This window comes from Agathobaculum sp. NTUH-O15-33, assembly GCF_033193315.1.
Lineage (GTDB): Bacteria > Bacillota > Clostridia > Oscillospirales > Butyricicoccaceae > Agathobaculum > Agathobaculum faecihominis_A.
The window spans coordinates 566,403-581,949 of record NZ_CP136187.1 but is presented as its reverse complement, the minus strand read 5'-3'; the positions used below and the strand labels follow the sequence as shown (position 1 = coordinate 581,949).

22 protein-coding genes are annotated in these 15,547 nt (G+C 50.7%); 2 read left to right on the top strand and 20 right to left on the bottom strand.

The window, feature by feature from the left end:
• The first annotated feature begins 10 nt into the window (after nucleotides 1-10).
• Both RWV98_RS03055 and cas7c read left to right on the top strand, forming a co-directional pair.
• Nucleotides 11-361, top strand: coding sequence for a helix-turn-helix domain-containing protein (locus RWV98_RS03055; RefSeq protein WP_317863698.1), 351 nt, complete (start codon nucleotides 11-13; stop codon nucleotides 359-361).
• Nucleotides 358-1,191: a type I-C CRISPR-associated protein Cas7/Csd2 gene (gene cas7c / locus RWV98_RS03050; protein ID WP_317863696.1), complete on the top strand. Its 834-nt coding sequence runs from the start codon at nucleotides 358-360 to the stop codon at nucleotides 1,189-1,191. Before RWV98_RS03055 ends, cas7c begins: the two co-directional genes overlap by 4 nt.
• A gap of 745 nt (nucleotides 1,192-1,936) precedes the next feature.
• On the opposite strand, the gene RWV98_RS03045 is transcribed toward cas7c, so the two are convergent.
• From RWV98_RS03045 to RWV98_RS02950, 20 genes are all read right to left on the bottom strand, one after another.
• Nucleotides 1,937-2,722 (bottom strand): N-acetylmuramoyl-L-alanine amidase, encoded by a 786-nt coding sequence (locus RWV98_RS03045; protein WP_317863694.1) that lies wholly within the window; start codon nucleotides 2,720-2,722, stop codon nucleotides 1,937-1,939.
• A gap of 4 nt (nucleotides 2,723-2,726) precedes the next feature.
• Complete coding sequence (locus RWV98_RS03040) at nucleotides 2,727-2,996, bottom strand: phage holin (RefSeq protein ID WP_317863692.1); 270 nt, start codon at nucleotides 2,994-2,996, stop codon at nucleotides 2,727-2,729.
• Nucleotides 2,993-3,271, bottom strand: coding sequence for a hypothetical protein (locus tag RWV98_RS03035; RefSeq protein ID WP_317863691.1), 279 nt, complete (start codon nucleotides 3,269-3,271; stop codon nucleotides 2,993-2,995). The genes RWV98_RS03040 and RWV98_RS03035 overlap by 4 nt, the downstream gene beginning before the upstream one ends.
• Before the next feature lie 313 nt (nucleotides 3,272-3,584).
• A complete protein-coding gene (locus RWV98_RS03030; protein ID WP_317862429.1) occupies nucleotides 3,585-4,451 on the bottom strand; it encodes a hypothetical protein in 867 nt (288 codons plus the stop codon).
• Between the two features lie 69 nt (nucleotides 4,452-4,520).
• On the bottom strand, nucleotides 4,521-4,676 hold the full coding sequence (locus RWV98_RS03025) for a hypothetical protein (protein ID WP_317863690.1): 156 nt from the start codon (nucleotides 4,674-4,676) through the stop codon (nucleotides 4,521-4,523).
• 2 nt (nucleotides 4,677-4,678) lie between these two features.
• Nucleotides 4,679-5,029, bottom strand: a complete 351-nt coding sequence (locus RWV98_RS03020) for a hypothetical protein (protein WP_317863688.1) — start codon at nucleotides 5,027-5,029, stop codon at nucleotides 4,679-4,681.
• Between the two features lie 12 nt (nucleotides 5,030-5,041).
• Nucleotides 5,042-5,968, bottom strand: coding sequence for a hypothetical protein (locus RWV98_RS03015; protein WP_317862435.1), 927 nt, complete (start codon nucleotides 5,966-5,968; stop codon nucleotides 5,042-5,044).
• A complete protein-coding gene (locus RWV98_RS03010; protein ID WP_317863686.1) occupies nucleotides 5,968-6,444 on the bottom strand; it encodes a hypothetical protein in 477 nt (158 codons plus the stop codon). Before RWV98_RS03010 ends, RWV98_RS03015 begins: the two co-directional genes overlap by 1 nt.
• 8 nt (nucleotides 6,445-6,452) lie before the next feature.
• Nucleotides 6,453-7,343, bottom strand: coding sequence for a BppU family phage baseplate upper protein (locus RWV98_RS03005; RefSeq protein ID WP_317863684.1), 891 nt, complete (start codon nucleotides 7,341-7,343; stop codon nucleotides 6,453-6,455).
• A gap of 10 nt (nucleotides 7,344-7,353) precedes the next feature.
• On the bottom strand, nucleotides 7,354-7,542 hold the full coding sequence (locus RWV98_RS03000) for a hypothetical protein (RefSeq protein WP_317863682.1): 189 nt from the start codon (nucleotides 7,540-7,542) through the stop codon (nucleotides 7,354-7,356).
• A complete protein-coding gene (locus RWV98_RS02995) occupies nucleotides 7,542-8,597 on the bottom strand; it encodes a hypothetical protein (RefSeq protein ID WP_317863680.1) in 1,056 nt (351 codons plus the stop codon). The genes RWV98_RS03000 and RWV98_RS02995 overlap by 1 nt, the downstream gene beginning before the upstream one ends.
• Nucleotides 8,594-10,579: a hypothetical protein gene (locus RWV98_RS02990; RefSeq protein ID WP_317863678.1), complete on the bottom strand. Its 1,986-nt coding sequence runs from the start codon at nucleotides 10,577-10,579 to the stop codon at nucleotides 8,594-8,596. Before RWV98_RS02990 ends, RWV98_RS02995 begins: the two co-directional genes overlap by 4 nt.
• Nucleotides 10,579-12,423 (bottom strand): hypothetical protein, encoded by a 1,845-nt coding sequence (locus RWV98_RS02985; protein ID WP_317863677.1) that lies wholly within the window; start codon nucleotides 12,421-12,423, stop codon nucleotides 10,579-10,581. The genes RWV98_RS02990 and RWV98_RS02985 overlap by 1 nt, the downstream gene beginning before the upstream one ends.
• A 58-nt stretch (nucleotides 12,424-12,481) precedes the next feature.
• A complete protein-coding gene (locus RWV98_RS02980) occupies nucleotides 12,482-13,054 on the bottom strand; it encodes a hypothetical protein (protein ID WP_317863675.1) in 573 nt (190 codons plus the stop codon).
• A 316-nt stretch (nucleotides 13,055-13,370) separates the two neighbouring features.
• The gene (locus RWV98_RS02975; protein ID WP_317863673.1) at nucleotides 13,371-13,676 is read right to left on the bottom strand and encodes a hypothetical protein; all 306 of its coding nucleotides are present in this window, start codon (nucleotides 13,674-13,676) and stop codon (nucleotides 13,371-13,373) included.
• Nucleotides 13,676-14,230: a hypothetical protein gene (locus RWV98_RS02970; RefSeq protein WP_317863672.1), complete on the bottom strand. Its 555-nt coding sequence runs from the start codon at nucleotides 14,228-14,230 to the stop codon at nucleotides 13,676-13,678. The genes RWV98_RS02975 and RWV98_RS02970 overlap by 1 nt, the downstream gene beginning before the upstream one ends.
• Entirely contained in the window at nucleotides 14,231-14,554 is a 324-nt protein-coding gene (locus RWV98_RS02965) for a hypothetical protein (RefSeq protein ID WP_317863670.1), read from the bottom strand.
• Nucleotides 14,551-14,937, bottom strand: a complete 387-nt coding sequence (locus tag RWV98_RS02960) for an HK97 gp10 family phage protein (protein WP_317863669.1) — start codon at nucleotides 14,935-14,937, stop codon at nucleotides 14,551-14,553. Before RWV98_RS02960 ends, RWV98_RS02965 begins: the two co-directional genes overlap by 4 nt.
• The gene (locus tag RWV98_RS02955) at nucleotides 14,921-15,268 is read right to left on the bottom strand and encodes a hypothetical protein (protein ID WP_317863667.1); all 348 of its coding nucleotides are present in this window, start codon (nucleotides 15,266-15,268) and stop codon (nucleotides 14,921-14,923) included. The genes RWV98_RS02960 and RWV98_RS02955 overlap by 17 nt, the downstream gene beginning before the upstream one ends.
• Nucleotides 15,240-15,545: a hypothetical protein gene (locus tag RWV98_RS02950; RefSeq protein ID WP_317863665.1), complete on the bottom strand. Its 306-nt coding sequence runs from the start codon at nucleotides 15,543-15,545 to the stop codon at nucleotides 15,240-15,242. The genes RWV98_RS02955 and RWV98_RS02950 overlap by 29 nt, the downstream gene beginning before the upstream one ends.
• Between the last annotated feature and the right edge of the window lie 2 nt (nucleotides 15,546-15,547).

Sequence of the window (15,547 nt, the reverse complement as noted above, 5' to 3'; positions counted from 1 at the left end):
AATGTATAAAATGACGTACAAAAAGTACTACGATTTAATCCGCGACGCAATGGAATGCGAAAGCGCGGAGCAGTTTATTGGTGAAGTCGGGTGCCCTGAGTGGGCACCCGAAGATGCCAACCAGTTTGTTGCTGACCTAACAAACATTTGGGATGTCGCGCATATGTCGATCAAAGACATGCGTGCAGCCGTAGGAATGACACAAGCAAAATTTGCTGAACGCTTCGCCATTCCGCTCCGCACTATTGAAAATTGGGAAACACGTGGCGGTCGCGCGGAATACGACCGTTTGATGATGGCCGATGTGCTGGGGTTGGTCACCGTAACCCGCGTAATGGAAGACGAGGACGATCAGGAATGAACCGAATTGACTTCATGGGTGTTATCATTGTAGACGGCGCAAACCCGAACGGCGACCCCACGAACGGCAACCGCCCCCGCACCGATTACGAAGGTTTGGGGGAAATAACATCCGTCTGCATCAAGCGCAAAATTCGCAACCGGCTACAAGACGACGGCCAGCGCATCTTCGTACAGTCGAATGAACGCAGCGATGACGGATGCAAAAGCCTTGATATGCGTCTAAAAACCACGCCGGGCTTTGATAAAAAAATGAGCAGAGATACTATACGAGATATCTGCTGTCAACATTGGTTTGATGTTCGCGCATTTGGCCAAGTATTCGCCTTCAAGGGTACCGGCGACGCTTCGGTTCCCGTGCGTGGGCCAGTGACCATATCATTTGCAAAATCGCTTACGCCTGTGTTTTTCCGTGATTATGCAGTAACTCGTAGCGTTAACGCGGAAGAAACGGGCGACAAGCGTGCATCTGATACATTCGGCAATAAGTCCATTGTAGATCGCGGTGTTTACGTGTTTCACGGCGGCATTCATCCGCAACTTGCCGAAAAGACAGGTTTTTCAGATGATGATGTGCCCATACTAAAACGCGCCATTCTGCACATGTTTAATGGCGACGAATCTAGTTTTCGACCAGCGGGCAGTATGGAATTGCACCGCCTGTTCTGGTGGGAACACGATTGCCGGAATGGCGTTTGCTCCCCTGCGCGCGTATTTCGTAGCGTTTCGATTTCGCCGTCCGACCAGTGGCCGTTTTACGATGTGGACATGCAGGCCGAAGGCACGCGTATAACAATGGAAGAATACGTTTGCGGTGAATTGGTCAAATAAAAAGGGGGCGTGGTTATGAGCCGCTGCTTGTACTGTGGAAAGCCCGTTAGCCGTGCCGGGGCCAAATACTGTTCGTACCGTTGTGCCGGACTGGCTAGGCAGCACTATAATGTCTGCGTGATCTGCGGCAAAGAATTTCCTTGCCCGCCAGCAGACCAAAAGCAGACATGCAGCCGGACGTGCGCTACAGAATTACGCAGACGGCAAGCCATAGAATACGGGCATGCAGCCCGAATACAGAAAGAACAAGCGAAACTGGTAGCCAACACGCCGCCCGACAAATGGCCAACCGCTAAAGGTTGGGTAATCCGCTCCCCGGAGGGAAAAACATATGAGTGCGTTAACCTAATCCGGTTTTTCCGCGAGCATGCCGATATTATAGACGGCACGCCGAAGCAAGCCGCAAGCGGGATCATTATGGTTAAAGCTTCTATGGCCGGAACGCGGAAGAAAAACAAAACGATGCACTGGAAAGGCTGGACGCTGATATCGTGGGATGATCGCCACGTAGCATCAAGAGGATCGAAAAAATAGCAACAAGTTTTCCGACCGGCCTTGACAAAGCAAACCAGTTGCGCTATAATACAACACATAAACATTCCGAGGCCATATCTTAAAGTTAAAATATGGTATAGTTTAATAGAAGTCCCACCCTGCTACCTCTCAAAGTTTAAGGGTGGTTTTTCTATGTCTTAAATAAAAAGCCCTCGCTGACCATTGCGGTTGGCGAGGGCTTTTGTCATATTCACTTCCCGATCAGTCCGCATCGATCAAGCAGTACGATATCCTGCTCGCGCGTGGAGAACCCGCGCGGCATAGTGCCGTCCGTGATCCCGGCTCTCGTTGCCCTATCCCATGCGCCCTCCGCATACTTGCTTACGGGCTTTGCTTCCCGCTCGCCCATGTAGGCTTCGATCTCCTCGCGGATCATCTTCTTCATTTCTTGTGTGCTCATTTCGGTGTCCTCCTCATATTCAATTCCAAATCCTTCACATACACCAGCCACAACCGCCCGCGCGATCTTCTCACGGTTTGGCAAGAAAACGTTCATGTCGTCCCGGTCGTCGATAAAACAAAATTCAATCAGCGCGTGACTGATGCCGTGCCGCTTGACGGTGTTCATCACCAGAAGATCACCCCGGCGCTTCACACCGCGATTTTTCAGACCAAACGCCGCGATTCGACGCGCGATTGCTTCTTCCACGGCCACGCCCTTTTCGCTGGTATGTACCAGCACTTCGGTTCCCGTCGTGTGCCCGTCGCCGCGCTCGTCGTTGACGCAGGCGTTCAGATGGCATTCAATCACATAGTCTACGCCCACCAGAGGCAAGCTGCCGCCCCCGCGCAGCACCTTATATGCATCTTTTTTTGTGTCGTATAGAACAGGACACAACCCGCCCACCTTACGCATTGCATCATAGATCATCTGCGCCACTACGCGCGTCTGCACGGCTTCAACCTCGCCGCAGCCGCCCGCGCCGGGGTCGTATGGCGTGCCGCCGTGACCGGAAATAATAAGTACGGTTTTCACAATATCACCTCTCTAGGGGCTTGTCGTAGCCCTTGGCTCGGTCGCTGTCCGTAACGCCGCTGGTTGTGGGGTCGTTTAGCGCCGACCACGCATTCCAGACGCACAGGCCAAGTAAATACGGATTTAACGCAACGCCCTTTAGCAGCTCCCAAAGTCCTGCCCACGTGGTCAAGTCCTGCGGCTGCATAGCGTTATAGCCTAGCGCCGTCAGCAATACGCCACCCAAAATCTGCACCCAGAATACGGGGTTCTTAATTCTTACTTTAATATTCATTCTTTACCCTCCTGCCTATCAATCCGTTTATGTGCCTGTGTGGCGCTGGCTTCCACCTTTGCCAGTCGTTCGCCATGGCAATTCACTGTCTTTTCCAGACGTTCTACGTCGGTTTTAATGCCGACGATCACGTCCAGTTTTGCGTTTACCTCACCGCGCCATTCGCGGTCGTCGCCGGTGCGTTTGTCCCGTGCGGATAGCCACCCGGTCAGACCGACAAAACAGCCAATCAGCCCGATCAGCAGGCCGATGGATATTGCTGTATTTTGCGTCACTGTATGTGCCTCGCTTCCCTAGATTTTTAACAGGCCCAATAGATATTCAATATCCTCCTTCGCATGCGCAATAAACTCCGCATCCGCGTACATCGTTGGCCTACACGTGCTTGACAGACCGTCATACGTTGTCTGTGCGATATAGTCTCCTGATTCAGTCGTAATGCAGGGATCTTCATCCGGCATTGTAGGGCTGAATCTTTCGGTATCCGAAAACCATACCTTCCATGCTCCGGGCGTTGTTGCTCGGAGCCTTTCTTTTATCTGCTGGATACGGTTGTCCATATTATTTTCCTTCCCGGCCCGCGTGGGCCTAGTAGATTTCTGCGTCGGCTGTATAATGGAACGATGCTTGATTACCCGGCATGTGTGGGTCGTCTAATATACGAATTTGGCGAAATCCAGTTTTGCCCACAAACTGCGCTTCGGCAAGTCCCACGCAATCCGCGCCATCAGTTCCATACGCCACCTTGCCAGCGGTACGTGAAACGCCTGAGTACAGCGTAATTGTTGGTACAGTGCGCATTTCAACCGGAAATTCAGCGCCTGAGCCGTAGGAAATGTTTGCCGTACTGACATTAAACGCTTCGCGGGACAGCGCCCCGCGTTCGCCGTCGTTATTCAGCGTACTATAAAAGTACCGTTGACACTTCGCGAGTTCCTGTTGATAGTTCGGCGGCGCGTCATAGGCTAGGGTAGAGGCAGGGCCGAGTTCCAGCTTGACGGCTCGCACATCAAGTCTGTTTTTGTTTCCGCTTCGGTCTGCATATATTGCGATTTCGCATCTGGCCAAGTTCGCCAAATTCATTGTTACACTAATTAACTGCCAATTCGCCCCGGTTAAGTAAACACCGTCGCCATAATCCCAAGGATTAATATATAGGCCGACACATTGGCCCGCAACACCTCTCACGATGGCAGATAGCGTAACCGTCTTATTAGCCAATTCAGAAAACCTTTCAATATGTTGGGCAAAAGATGAATAATCAGTTCCGGGAACCAGCGTAACGTAACTGTCTTGCACGACAACCTTTTCCATATTGTTTTGTGCAAACCAACGGTCGACACCGTATACCTTGCCAATGTACTCTGTTTTCCCCCTCTGGTTTATCTGAGACCACGGGTTATCCAGCAAATTCGGATTGCTTGTCGGCATACCGCTACCATGTATGTTAGTCATAGTAGCCACCGCCTAACGGGTAATTAGGGGTTTTTATCCCCCCCCCCCCAGATTTTTACATTTTCCACCTTATGCATTGTGGTTTACCTCCTGCACCATCATTCCGGTCAGCTCCGTGTATTCCGCTTCGCTGATCTTGTCCGCCGCAAAGAAGATATCCAACTTTTCGGCCATCCCGACGGTCTGGCCGCGTTCGATCATGCGCTTTAAAGTTCTGTACAACATTCTTATACCCCCAATTCAAGCAAAGTTAATCTGTATTCATGGTCTACCAACAGCGCGTCCGCATCTTCCTGCGCGGTGGGCGCGGGTGTAGGCTTCGCCGCCGCATCTGCTGCGATCTCCTCAGCACTGCGCTCCACGGCTTTATCGGCTTCCAGCTTGTACCTATACACGCCATCACCGGTGGTCAGGCTATCAAAGTACTGTGACTGCGCGTGGGCGTAGTGGTCGCCGTAGCCCTCATCGATCTGCACCCAGCCGGTGGGATCAGTAATAAAGATGCTGCTGCCTACGGCAGTAATGCGGTTTTGATCGTCTACTTTGACGTAGACTTTGATGGGTTCTTGTTCTGGCATTTTGGTTCCTCCTTAGTGGATTTCTGCGTCAATATTGATCCATGCAGATGTTGCGACATCTGTTCGCTGTAACATGCCATGCGCTGGTCGGTCGGTTGTGCCGATTGCGGCAGTGACCGTTGCAGTTGTTTTGGAAACCTCGTTTGTGGCCAAGGCGATAACTGTTGGTGCCCTAAAAATGTTGCCCGTCGCCGATTCACGTAAAAGCACCCGGTATTGATCTGGCGCGCTAAGTGCAACGGTTGGAACGACTCGTTTCGCGGAATACGCAATAGAAAATATTGCTTGTGCCGATCCTTGCGGAATGTATGTCCAATTCGTCAGCTTTCCGCTCTGCGCATTACCAAGTCTTTCAAAATACCTCTTACACCTCGCCTCCTCCACTGCCATATCCGGCGGCGCGTCATACATCAGCGTAGAGATGGGGCCGGGTTCCAACTTGGCGCGGTGGATGTGGGCGACGGTATCCTCCGCAAGGGCGTTACAGATAAATCCCCGAAAATAGTACAGTCCATTAATGCCATTTGGCACAGTTGCCGTGACGGCGTTGATGCCCTTCTGTAGATTCTTGCCTACAGTACTTGCCGTAACACCCGGATTTCCCTCCGTGACCGGTACCATATGTAAGTCTATATACCATCCCGGTACCGGCGTTTCTGGGAAGTCAACGCTAAATGTGTAGGTATCGCCCGATTGCACATACATATTTTCTGAGTGCTGCCATATCCCTGCATATACGTTTCCCAACGAATGCACCTTAATACCGTCGCTTACTACATCGATCTGCGCGTCCAAGTTGGATTTCCAGCGATCTACGGTGTAAGTGTTGTGCGGCACCCTGTACGACGTTTGCTGCCTCTGATTGACCAAAAGCCCGCCATTAACCAGCATATCCGTCCCCGGCACCCAGATTCCCGACCCCGGAATATTGATACTCATCAGCCATCCCCTCCAATCGTCACACTGATCGGGATATCCACCGTATTCAGAGCTCCATAAGCCCGCAGCGTAATACTCCCCGCCGCCTGCCCGCCGTCTTGCAGCCCTAGCACCTGATACTGCTGTGCCGCCTGTACCGATGCCTCTGGCGCAAGCCGCACGTCCACCGTACACGTCGCCGTGACACCCGGAATGGAAATCGTCTGTGAATATGGATAGCTTCCCGTCCAAGTAGGCGTGATCGTGGCCGTGGCCGCCAGCGGCTTACCCACCGCGTTTGCCAGCTTCGCCCTATCCTCCGTGGAGAAATGCTTTGCCGCGTCCTCCATGTGCTCCGGCATGTCAGCGGCGGCTTGATCGTATTGCTGTTCAGTGCCGCTGTAACCGCCCTCGACGGCTGCCTCGTATTGGCTCTTCCCCTTTTTGCCTATTGGGCCAGCCACGCTTCCAAGAATAATTTCTTTTGTTTCTGCCATAAGTCCTCCTAGACCGTAAGTATTAGTAGGCCGTCACGAATCGACAACGGCGGCGCATCTGCGCTGGCAGGATAGCGCGCTATTAAGTCTCCATCATCGTTGACGTACAGCGTGTAAAAGCCGTCTACGGGCGTTGTGATGCCGCTATCGCCGCGCAAACCTTGCGGCCCTTGTTCTCCGGTTTTGCCTACCTTTCCATCCTTACCCCGCTCGCCCTTATCTCCCCTCGCCGCGATCAGCACCCAGCACCTATCATCCGGCGGCATAATGCCCCGGCATGGCACCTTGCACGCGTAGCTTGATCCGTTAAGCGATACCTTGTTGTTTGTCTGGTATTGCGTCTCCGGGTCGTATGGCTCCCAGACCAGCATCTCGGCGTGGTCTGCCTCCCGCTGCTCTTCTTGCCTTTGACGCTCCACCTCGTTGGCTTGGCGTTGTTGCTCGGCAGTTCCGCGTTCTTTTTCCGCATTCAGTATCGCTACGCTGTCGATTTCTTTAATTTGTTCCAGTGCTTTTTCCAACACCGGGAACCGATCATCAGCTTTCACGCCGTCGCTGTCAATATCCGCGCGCACGGTGAAAATGATTTGGTTTGTTGTGGCTCGCGCGCCATCGCGCATTAGCGCAACCTCGCACCGCACCTCGCCCGCCACATTCAGCGCGGCGACCGGAACAACATGATCGACATACCCGCTTGTGATCGCCACATCATCTATAATGCACGACCCGTCGGATCGTAAATACTTGATGATGCCCGTAACGTTAGACCAATCATCTACGCCCGCAAGTTGTATATGCAGCACGTTGGCTTTAACATCGTTTCGTACCAGCGTCAGCGCGGTATCCAGCACGCGCGGGTCGGTCACATCAAGTAATATGTTGTGTGTTTCAACCAGCATAGCAGTCCTCCTATTTCTTCACTGTCCCTATGCAAATATAGCTTGTACTTGTCCGTAGCATCAGCGCCATGTCGCCAATACGCGGCGTGCAGCTCGCAAGCACCGAATAGGACAAGGACGACGCTTGTTCGTCGGCAGAAAACCTGACCTTTACCTTTGTTTCTTCCACGCCAGTCACAACCGCCGTTTTGATGTCCATTACACTTGCACCACCTTCCGCGCCGTGTGGGTCATCAGCTCACCGGCCAGACACGGAAGCTCCCACGAAATCTCTTCGTATTTTCCATCCAGCAATCCGTGCCGCAGGCGAATGATGTTTGCAAATCCGTGCACCGGCATGGCTCCGGTCGTGAACGTGACGGATGAATAAATCTGTGATGCCGTAGAAGCCGCTCGTCGCGTCAAGTCGTCAAGCGTCGCTTGGTCGGCTACGTCCTTAACTTGCTCACAGCTCGTGATTCGCCGTCCCCGTGCAATCGTGGACGACGGAGAATGCGGGTTGTCGTTAACGTACACAGACCGCAACGGGTCTGCATCAGGGTTGTCCACGTACCGTACGAACACGTTGGGCACGGAAAACAGATCGAAATCGTCAACAACGCTGCGGCCTAACAGGTTCACACCGTCGTCAATGTACGCAAAATCAACAGTTCGGTCTGCCGGAAGCACATACGGTTCTGCTTCAAAATATCCGTCCGCAGCAACGCGCAAACTGGTATAATTGATCGTTTCCAACAATCCGTTGATAATCTCTAGTTTTGGCGTACCGATCTCCCATTCGCTGTCTGTCGCCAATGTCAGTCCGCTCGCAGGTAGGCGGTATGTCTTTACTCCAAGCAAACGGATTACCTCGTTTACCACGTTTGTTCCGCGTGTGACGATGTGGCGGCTCTCCACCTTGTCGTCGGCATAAACCTGCAATTTGCTGTACGCTTCAATATTTCTCTCGGCCACCGTCCCGTCAGATTCTCGGGCCGGAGAAGAAAGAAGAAACGTCCACAACGGATACTCCCGGCGTTCCCCGCCGCACTGAACAACACACACTACGCGAATACGATCGTTTGCGTAGTCAACATCCTGATCGTCTCCCATTTCGATGTTGGCCGATACCTTTAGGTCGCTTTCTGCATCATAAGTGATTGTGCAGTTAATGACCGTTGTCAGGTCGCGCCGGTACATGTCCGACTTGTCAAGCAATTCATACCGGTACGATACTGTCCGCCCCCTTTGTGACAAAAACTCAAAGTCCGTCATACGCCCTCCGCATGCCTTGTTTCGGTGAACAGGAAAGAAACCTTACACCACCCGTAGGCATCATCTTTAATTTGCGGTTCTCCGCTCAAGCAACCATAAAACAATCTCCCGCGATTGTCCCTATAAATCAATGTTGCCGCATCGAAATACAATTTTTTTAACTGCTCGGCATCTTTTCGTGTTGCGTAAAAAGACGCAGACACGGTAGAATAGCGATCTTCTCCATACTCAACGGACGGCGCGTTTGCTCCCGCATATTCCATTAAATACACTCCCCGTCTAGGGGTCTCGGTGCGCTCCGGTTCTAACCGCAAAATAATACGCTCCGCTGGCGCATCCGGTTCAAATAGTTCTGTCCCGGTCACGTCCACCGAAGCGCTGCCCGCATCGCCGTCTTGATATCCCGATGTGTTACTGATCGCCCGTGCGCGGTATTCGTACTTTTCCCCGGATGCAACAGCGTAATCGTCCCAAGTAAATGACTTGGGTTGACCGGCCAGCACACGCACCCAGTCACCGCCAGCAGCTCGGCGGAATAAATCGCAATGATCGAAATTCCCCTGCGCCGCATTAAATACGCGAACGTTGATAGCGCCCGCCCGCGTATCTCCCGCGCAATAAATCACCGGCTTTTGTGGAAGCACATATGACACTGTTATCGTTTTTTCTGCCGTAGGCGAATATAGGCCGTATTCGTTGCGCACCGTCAGTCGTAACAGATATGTACCGTTGGGTAGCGGGTCTATCAGTTGATATTGTCGTTGCTCACTCGGAACCTCGCCAGTATCTTGTATTTCCGTACCGCCAGATAGAACTTGCAGCCGAAAATTGTATTGATCTTCCGCCGTCCATGTGACTGTAGGAAATGCGGTGTTAACCGTTCCCGCGATAGTCAGTACCGGCGCCGGCGGCGTGCCGTAAGCATCAAATGTAATTGTTTTTGTGGTATACACCGTATCCGCCTCCGTTCCCCAGTCCGGTACATAACTTAATGTCAATTCAAGCTCCGTCAACCCTCGCGCCAGCGTGTTCGCCGGTATTGTGATAGCGGTATCGGTGCGTCCCGCATACGTCCGCAGCACATTGCCGTTTTGCTTAACAAGCAGTGAATAGCCGTGCTGGTTGTTGCTCGTCCAATAGGCTCTAATATCCTGTTCCCGACGTTGTGCCACGCCGTCAGGCTCGAATGATACGATCTCGGCATGTTTTCGCGCAAGGTAGATATCACGCTCGGCCCATTCCGATATCGTTCCGGGATAGTACCCGTCCATGTCCGAAAAGTGCGCAAACGCTACGTCGCGCTGTGTCGTAACAAACGTTGCCGTTTTAACACGTATTTTATAATTCCCTGTACCTAGTAGGCGCGCAGCTAAAACGTGTTGCATATCCTCGGCTTCTTCTTGCTCAACGTCGTAAACAATGGCTCCTGCGCTGTCCAATATTTGCATTGCAAACGCTGTTTGCGATTGCGTTTTCCATGCTACCGTGATTACTCCGTCAGTGGTCGTCGTGTCTACCGTGATATCCGTTACCTGTAACGGGGTATCAATTTGATACTCCACTACAAAATACACGTCTGTTCTTTTGCTTACGTTGTCAATAACTAAAAAGTACTGCGACAGTTCAAGGCATTCTGCAATCATATCGCTAGGCATACAAATTAGCGATGTGTAGTACCCTTCCGATGCATCTACAGTTCCTTGGAAACTGTACATTTCGTGTATATCATAGATTGTCGCACCCGAAGACGACTGCCTTATTTCCTGACGACCAATTACTATATTCGCATACGCTTCCGAACTAGGCGTAACCGGCACCACAAAGTACTGTCCGTTCGGCTTATATGATACTTGCAACGAACCCGCGCTGATCTTGTACGCATCACAGCGCCACCGCATGGCGTGATTGTATCTTACATTTGACACGCCGGTTTCTATCGCTTTTAATCGCCAAACCGTTTTTTCACGGTACATCAACGCCATCAGGCATTCACCTTCCCCATGCGTTCCATACGGCGCGCATCCTTGGTCATTTTAATAATTTGCTGGATATCGTTCAGATGATCCACCGTTATATTGATATGATAGATTTCGGTCGACGCACCCGCCGCGCCCTCTCCAAGCATTTGCCGGGTCTCTCGGTTGGAATAGACCCGCGAGCCGCGCGGCAGTTCCAACAGTTCCGCGCCTTTCTCTCCCACAAGGGCAAGGCCGCCGGGGTGACTTTTGGTGCCGCTGGCGTATTGCGGTATATTATTCCCCGACGCAATCCCACTAACTGCATTTCCTATTCCCCGTGCAGCTTCTGTCATTTGATCCCCCTTACCCATAATGACCGCAATGGCACCAGCCAAAAGAGCAAGCGCCGCTACAACACCTAAAATAATAAGCGTGTTTTTATTCATTATTCCTCCCAGCGCGCCCAGAAGGCTTAATAGCGGCGATATTACAGCCACAACCGTTATCGCTGTCGCTATGAAACGCTTTGTTTTCTCGTCCAAACCAGAAAACCAAGATACAAGCCCGCTTATGATTTCCAGCAGTTGCCCTAACGCATCGTTGACTAGAGGCAGCACCGCGTCCGCTAACCGCGAAATCGTAACTTGAAACTGAAACATATTCACGTTGTATGCCGTGGATTCTTGATTATTTTTAAGGTACGACTGATAAACATCTTCCATTCCCGCCGATGCCATCGTTGCTAACGCAAGGTCAAGCCGATCGCTGTATGTAAACGATTCTTGTAGCCGCGCGTTAAAAGCATCAACGCCAACCCCAACGCGGTCAAGCCATTCTGCAAACTGGCCCGTAGCTGTGCCAGTGGCTAATGATTCTTGCAAGCTATCAGCCAGAGATTCCATTTTTAGCGTGTCTTTGAATTTGATATAGGCTCCGGCGACATTTTCAATCGCCTTTTGCATTTGGTTATCTTTTACGCCAGCAGCAAGCAGGTTAGACAATGTTTCAACGTTTGAATCTGTTTCATCAGATATTCCGCTCAGTGTTTCCATTGCCGCACTCGTCGTGTCAAGGCTTACACCAGCCTGTCGCGCGTTCTCCTCCAGAACACTAAGATTAAGGCGTAGATCGCGGGTCCCCTCTACTGCCGCAACAGCCGAACCAATTAATCCAGCAGCGGCAGTTGATACCCCTTTAAACTTTTCGCTTAGTTTTTTTGCCTTATCCCCAACCTCTCCCATGACAGCGCCAAATCTTCCCGCAGATGCGTCGGCACTTTTAAATTCCTTTTCAAGTCCTTCTAACTCTTTCTCGCTTTTTGATAGCTCGCGTTGAAATTTGCGATAATCCGCATCGCTTATATGCCCATCAGAAAACCGCGCGTCCAGCTTTTTCTTTTGCGCTATCAAATCCTTTGATTTTAGTTCGAGTTTGTACAATTCTTTGTAAAAGTTTTTGTACTCGCTCGCGCTGATCTCGCCGTTTGAAAAAGCATCCTCCACATCGTTTTGTTGGCGCATGAGTTTTTTCAGCGCGGTTTGTGTTTCGTCAATCGCTTTACCCAGCGGCGCATATGCGGCTTCCCAGTCAGCATTAGCGGCGTTAGCTTTCGACATCTTTTCTTGCGCCTGTTGTAGCGCTTGCAGTTTTGATCTGGTGGTATCAACCGACTGACCTAGCAGGGTTTGCCGCTGCCGCAAAAGGTCTATGTTGGTGGGGTCAAGCTTTAATGCCTTTTCCACCTCGCGCAGCTCGTTTTGCAAGGTGCGCGTCTGTTTCCCGGCATCCTGCACCGCTTTGTTAAATTCTTTTGTTTCGCCGCCAATCTCAACAGTGATTCCTTGTATTTTAGTAGCTATTTCTATCACCTACTCCACAATCAAGCATAATAAAACCACCCTGTAAAACAAGGTGGTTTTATTTGTGCTATTCCGATGCTTTTTTTAGTGCCGGGGACACGATAAACCGTGCAACTTTCTCAAGCTTTGTGTAATCATCCCACACCATATTGGGGAAGTTATCGTAGTTCACATCGCTCATTTCTTCTTTTGTTGTTCCCGATAAAATACCGGGTTTTTCGCTCTCATTCCCGTATTCGTCTAGGAATGTGTAATTAAAGTCAACTGAAATACTTTCAATTCCTTCAATTTGGAACAGGTATTTTGCTAATCCTATAAATGCAACTGCGGCATTTTTAACTGAATAATCTATTGTGCTTTCGTACTTCTCTCTAAGGGTCAGCTCCGCTACCTTGAACTCTTCATCAAACGAGCTATTAACTAGGTCATAGTCCTTTTCAAAGTGTTCCGTGAAGATAACTTGTATTTTTTGTTCTGTCGTGCCATTCTGCATGATATTTTCTATCCTGCGCGCATCGTTCCAAGTCGAAAGCTTTAGTGCAATAATGCTACAAACAATAATGATCGCGCATATAATCATTACAGGCTTAAATATCCGATCGACCAGTTTCTTCTTATTCGGTGTTTTTTCTTCTTCCATAAATATCGCTCTCCCCTCTATTGGAATTATTATATCTAAAAGGGGGAGGCTTTTCAATGTATTTTTCTTAATTTATCCAAGTTAGGTTGTGTCTGCCTTAACCTAGTGCTTTTTTCAAGATACTCGCGTCCCTCCTTGGTTTCGCTTAGTCGGTACGTCACCGCATCATGCAGCAGCAGCCAAAATTCAAGGACTGATAAGTTCTCAACATCGGAAAGTGTGAGTCCTGCATAATCCGCTACAAACTTACAGTCTAGTGTATTGATCGGTTCCATTTCTCCCGCATCGTCATTTTCTCCCGGACAATACGGGATTGTCAGTTTGGGTCGCGTTTCTCCTGATTCAGCCAACCGAAAAATTCCGTAAGGATTCCGATCATTTCATCCCAGTCAAACCATTCCTCCACCTGTGCGGCGCAGATACGGTAGTGCTGTTTATTCTTGCTCAAAAGCCTCGAAAATAGTTCAAATGTTTCATCAAGCTCTTCCGGTTCCTGCCCGCCTTTAGCCACGTGCACCAGCCGATTCAGCGTTTTCAGTTTTGGCGGCTCAAGGTCGATTACGCGACCGTTGGAAAGCTTGACCTTAAAGTAACGGCGGCGCACCGCTGTTAGGTCGTACATTAGGCCCCTCCTTCCAAAGCCGCAGGTTCATCGAACCGGCCAAGCGCTCCGGTATTGTCCATCGGGGTTGCGGCAAACTCCATATCTACGATTACTTCCTTGTCCTTTACCATGCCCAGCGAGAACCCACTCTGGTTTACGCCGATCATGGTAAATCTCAAATTGTAATCAGGGTTCGCGGCAGGCACATGTTTAAAACGCACTAGATACTTCTTCCCGTCCGCGTTTTTCAGCCCTCCGATCTTCGTTGTCTTGGTATTCGCGGCGGTCGTTGTTTTCACGGTCGGTGCGGCCTTGTCAACAAAGGACATGTCCGGTGTCATAACGCCGGTTTTCAGCGTCAACGCCTCGGACGTTAGGATGGGTTCCTTGCACAGCCCAATATCGTCCTCAACCGTGTAAAAGTTCGGCTTGTACTCGATGGTAGCGCCGCCAGAGATCAGGCCCAGTCGGTTTTCCTCGGTCTCAATAATCTCGTCGCTTGGGATTGCGCCGGTGTATTCCAGCGCAAATAGTTCGCCGGAACCCAGCACAAATTTCTTTTTATCAGACATTTATTTCACCTCTAAAGTGTCAAATTCATAGATCGTTTCTATCATCCTTTGTTCCGGGATTTCGACCTCATATTTTTCTAGCACGACCCCCGCGCCCTCAAGCGCTTGCTCGATTTTTCTTTCAGCCTTTTCATCTTTTCGCGTTGCGTAAAACTCCACGCGGTAGTGCGGCATTCGGCCCACGGTTTCATAGTCACTGGCTACCGGCGGGCTATCAGAAACCATATAGACCATATACGGCAGTTTCTTAGGGGTAGTAAAATGTCCCCTGCCGGTTGTGATTCCTGTAGATTCCAGCAGCTCGCGGATTTTCTTCTCTGTCATTTGGATAACTCCTTTTTAAAGTTCGGCGCGAGGTTTTTCTCTGCGAGCTTTGCTCCATACCGAATATGTGGAAAGGCGCGGGCGCGGCTTCCGTCCCTGTTCAGATGCCCGTTCTCTAACAAGTGCGTAAGGCGATAGTGCGGGGCTTTGACATACCAAGTCCGATTATACGCTTTCCCCTTCCGCATCGAAGCGGGCGTAGTGGCAAAGGCCTTTACATAGTCCCCTGTTCGGTTTCTAAACGTGATGTTAGAACGGATTTCCGCGTCTGCCTCCTTCATCGTCTTATCAACCGCGCGTTTTAATGCATCGTCTACCTCGTCTGCATACTCGGATAGCGCTTCGTTTACCGCATCCCCCAGTTCATCAAGTGGTACTCTCATTCGGCACCTCCATATCATAAAACGCGCCGATCTTTTGTAACGTTAAATCCATGACCGGCGGAGCCGCATCTTCCGGATACTGCACAAAATCGATCCTGTACTGTACATCGCCGATTAACGCCATATCCAGCGCGGCCACGGAATCCCTAAACGGGCAGCGCAACACCGCGTCTACCTTTTGGCTTACTTGCATTGCCGTATAGTATCGTTTGATTCCGACTGTCCTCCGGTGAAAACGCAGCGTTTCTTTAAGCGTTAACCGATCTTGGTCGTCCACTGCGTAGACTTTTACAATCCCATCGTTAAATGTTTGCTTCTTGTTTTGAATCAATGCGCTTCACCTCCCCGATTTGCAGGGTAAGAAGTTCGTGCAGGTAATTCGTCTGAAACTCGTCCAGCGCTTCGGCCCGTACATAACGGACATAATCTAATAAAAGTGCGCGGGGCGCGTCCTCGACCGTGTAGTCAAGTTCCGCGCCCGCAACTTTATTTAGGTATTTCGTACCACGTTCAATGATTCCGGACAGCTTTTTATCGCCGTCCGGATCATCCCACGTGATATCTAAGTAGTTCCGGGCGGCTTCCAGCAGCCCATCAGGTAACGCCATGA

What these genes read in the sequence shown, in the direction of transcription:
- RWV98_RS03025 (WP_317863690.1), bottom strand. Translation starts at nt 4,676, where the DNA reads ATGTTGTACAGAACTTTAAAGCGCATGATCGAACGCGGCCAGACCGTC.
- RWV98_RS03005 (WP_317863684.1), bottom strand. Translation starts at nt 7,343, where the DNA reads ATGCTGGTTGAAACACACAACATATTACTTGATGTGACCGACCCGCGC.
- RWV98_RS03040 (WP_317863692.1), bottom strand. Translation starts at nt 2,996, where the DNA reads ATGAATATTAAAGTAAGAATTAAGAACCCCGTATTCTGGGTGCAGATT.
- RWV98_RS02960 (WP_317863669.1), bottom strand. Translation starts at nt 14,937, where the DNA reads ATGAGAGTACCACTTGATGAACTGGGGGATGCGGTAAACGAAGCGCTA.
- RWV98_RS03015 (WP_317862435.1), bottom strand. Translation starts at nt 5,968, where the DNA reads ATGAGTATCAATATTCCGGGGTCGGGAATCTGGGTGCCGGGGACGGAT.
- RWV98_RS02980 (WP_317863675.1), bottom strand. Translation starts at nt 13,054, where the DNA reads ATGGAAGAAGAAAAAACACCGAATAAGAAGAAACTGGTCGATCGGATA.
- RWV98_RS02975 (WP_317863673.1), bottom strand. Translation starts at nt 13,676, where the DNA reads ATGTACGACCTAACAGCGGTGCGCCGCCGTTACTTTAAGGTCAAGCTT.
- RWV98_RS03000 (WP_317863682.1), bottom strand. Translation starts at nt 7,542, where the DNA reads ATGGACATCAAAACGGCGGTTGTGACTGGCGTGGAAGAAACAAAGGTA.
- cas7c (WP_317863696.1), top strand. Translation starts at nt 358, where the DNA reads ATGAACCGAATTGACTTCATGGGTGTTATCATTGTAGACGGCGCAAAC.
- RWV98_RS02995 (WP_317863680.1), bottom strand. Translation starts at nt 8,597, where the DNA reads ATGACGGACTTTGAGTTTTTGTCACAAAGGGGGCGGACAGTATCGTAC.
- RWV98_RS02950 (WP_317863665.1), bottom strand. Translation starts at nt 15,545, where the DNA reads ATGGCGTTACCTGATGGGCTGCTGGAAGCCGCCCGGAACTACTTAGAT.
- RWV98_RS02990 (WP_317863678.1), bottom strand. Translation starts at nt 10,579, where the DNA reads ATGGCGTTGATGTACCGTGAAAAAACGGTTTGGCGATTAAAAGCGATA.
- RWV98_RS03010 (WP_317863686.1), bottom strand. Translation starts at nt 6,444, where the DNA reads ATGGCAGAAACAAAAGAAATTATTCTTGGAAGCGTGGCTGGCCCAATA.
- RWV98_RS03020 (WP_317863688.1), bottom strand. Translation starts at nt 5,029, where the DNA reads ATGCCAGAACAAGAACCCATCAAAGTCTACGTCAAAGTAGACGATCAA.
- RWV98_RS03055 (WP_317863698.1), top strand. Translation starts at nt 11, where the DNA reads ATGACGTACAAAAAGTACTACGATTTAATCCGCGACGCAATGGAATGC.
- RWV98_RS02970 (WP_317863672.1), bottom strand. Translation starts at nt 14,230, where the DNA reads ATGTCTGATAAAAAGAAATTTGTGCTGGGTTCCGGCGAACTATTTGCG.
- RWV98_RS03030 (WP_317862429.1), bottom strand. Translation starts at nt 4,451, where the DNA reads ATGACTAACATACATGGTAGCGGTATGCCGACAAGCAATCCGAATTTG.
- RWV98_RS02965 (WP_317863670.1), bottom strand. Translation starts at nt 14,554, where the DNA reads ATGACAGAGAAGAAAATCCGCGAGCTGCTGGAATCTACAGGAATCACA.